At 67.9% G+C, this 1,717-nt stretch carries 3 protein-coding genes; 2 read left to right on the top strand and 1 reads right to left on the bottom strand.

Translation table 11 applies throughout. The features are described from left to right. Both Q4F73_RS12455 and Q4F73_RS12450 read left to right on the top strand, forming a co-directional pair. A partial coding sequence (locus Q4F73_RS12455; RefSeq protein WP_303359655.1) for a class II fructose-bisphosphate aldolase occupies nucleotides 1-207 on the top strand: 207 nt, incomplete at its 5' end. 67 nt (nucleotides 208-274) lie between these two features. Beyond that, nucleotides 275-1,459 carry an aromatic acid exporter family protein gene (locus tag Q4F73_RS12450; RefSeq protein ID WP_303359654.1) on the top strand — a complete coding sequence of 395 codons (1,185 nt, stop codon included), beginning with the start codon at nucleotides 275-277 and terminating at the stop codon, nucleotides 1,457-1,459. A 53-nt stretch (nucleotides 1,460-1,512) separates the two neighbouring features. Here the strand turns inward: Q4F73_RS12450 and Q4F73_RS12445 are convergent. Further along, nucleotides 1,513-1,717 (bottom strand): hypothetical protein (locus tag Q4F73_RS12445; protein WP_303359653.1); only part of this gene is annotated, 205 nt, incomplete at its 5' end.

The following is a 1,717-nucleotide window of genomic DNA, read 5'->3' as shown; positions in this document are numbered from 1 at the left end:
GACACCGACACCCAGTACGCGTTCACCCGCCCGATCGTGAGCCACATGTTCGAGAACTACAGCGGCGTCCTCAAGGTCGACGGTGAGGTCGGAAACAAGAAGGTCTACGACCCGCGTTCCTACCTGAAGAAGGCCGAGCAGGGCATGGCCGAGCGCGTCATCGAGGCCTGCCAGGATCTCCACTCCGTGGGCAAGACCGTCAAGTAGTCTCACCCGCTGCCGAAGCCCCGCCATTCGTGCGGGGCTTTTCCCTTTTCCACTACGCTGAGGCTTCATGGCGAAGTTGAGAGTCGGCACCCTGGAGCGACTCCGCCGCGTCGAGGGATCCCTGGAGTCCCGGGCCCAGCGCGTGCGGAAGAACCTTTTCCCGATTCTGCAGGTCGCCATCGCCGCGGGGCTGGCTTTCTGGGTGGCACGTTCCCTGCTGGGTCACCCGTTGCCGTTCTTCGCCCCCATCACCGTCGTCATCATCCTCGGGTTGACCGGCGGCGAGCGGATCCGCAAGGCCCTGGAGCTCTCCTTCGGCGTCATCGTCGGCGTCGGTCTGGGCGATCTGCTCGTCCACTACACCCCCGACGGACCGTGGATGATCCCCCTGGTGGTCGCGGTGTCGCTGCTGGTGGCGTCGTTTCTCTCGCAGTCGCCCCTGGTGAGTAACCAGGTGGCGATCGGTTCGATCCTCATCGCCACGATCCTGCCGCCGGGCACCGAGGGCGGCGGGCCCGCCCGTATGCTCGACGCCTTCGTCGGCGCCGCGATCGGTCTGGCGACCATCGCGCTGCTGCCCTCGTCGCCGCTCAATTCCGGTCGGCAGGAGGTGTCCAAGTTGCTGGGTATCGCGTCGTCCGTGCTTGACGACGTCGCCCTCGCCCTCGACACCCGCGACGCCGAAGCGCTGGACAAGGCGATGGATGCCGTCCACAACACGCAGCCCGACATCAACAACATGCTCTCCGCCGCCGCCCACGGTCGCGAGATGGCCCTGCTGTCGCCGCTGCTGTGGGGCTCGCGCCGCCGGGTGCGTTCCCTCGAGCGCATCCTGCCCTCCGTCGAGTACACGATGCGCAACGCCCGGGTGCTGGCCAGGCGGGCCCTGGTCCTGTGCCAGGACGGGGACCGGGTGTCCACGCGGCTGGTCAACATCGTCGACGAACTCGCCGACATCGCCGCCGAGCTCTCGGATGTCTTCGATGTCCAGACCGCCTCCAATGAGGCGCAGGACATCCCCGGGATCGTCCGCCGCCTGCAGATCATCGGTGCCCGTTCCGGCATGGACGCGGTCAGTGAGCGGGCGGTGCTCTCCGAGTACGTCATCCTCGCGCAGGCCCGTTCGATCACCGCTGATCTGCTCGAGGTGAGCGGGTGGTCGCGGGAGTCCGCGTTGGCCGCCCTCGCCCCGACCTCCGCGACCCCGGCGTTCCAGCCGGAGATGTGGCCGGGCCTGCTCGAGGAGGAGTGACACAATGACAACGCCCTCCCGCGGAGATGCGGAAGGGCGTTGTCGGACGTTCCCTAGTAGTTCGAGCGCGGGATGTGCTGATCACCATCGTCGAGGGGGCGACCATCGGCGTCGACGTTGCCGAGGTCCCGCGGATCATGCTGCTCGCGCATGCTCCGGCCGGTGGTGCCGCTGAGATCGTCATCGTAGGTGACCGGGTCGGTGGTGCGGCCGCTGTAGCGACGCAGGCGGGTGCCGCGCGCCTGGCGGTCACGGTCG

Origin of the sequence: Corynebacterium sp. (assembly GCF_030535495.1) — a bacterium.
In the GTDB taxonomy this organism is placed as follows: Bacteria; Actinomycetota; Actinomycetes; order Mycobacteriales; family Mycobacteriaceae; genus Corynebacterium.
The sequence above is the reverse complement of the archived record's forward strand: the minus strand, read 5'-3'. Positions and strand labels throughout refer to the sequence as shown.

Excerpts from the sequence above, each read along its gene's own strand:
- Q4F73_RS12450 (WP_303359654.1), top strand. The coding sequence starts at position 275 with ATGGCGAAGTTGAGAGTCGGCACCCTGGAGCGACTCCGCCGCGTCGAG.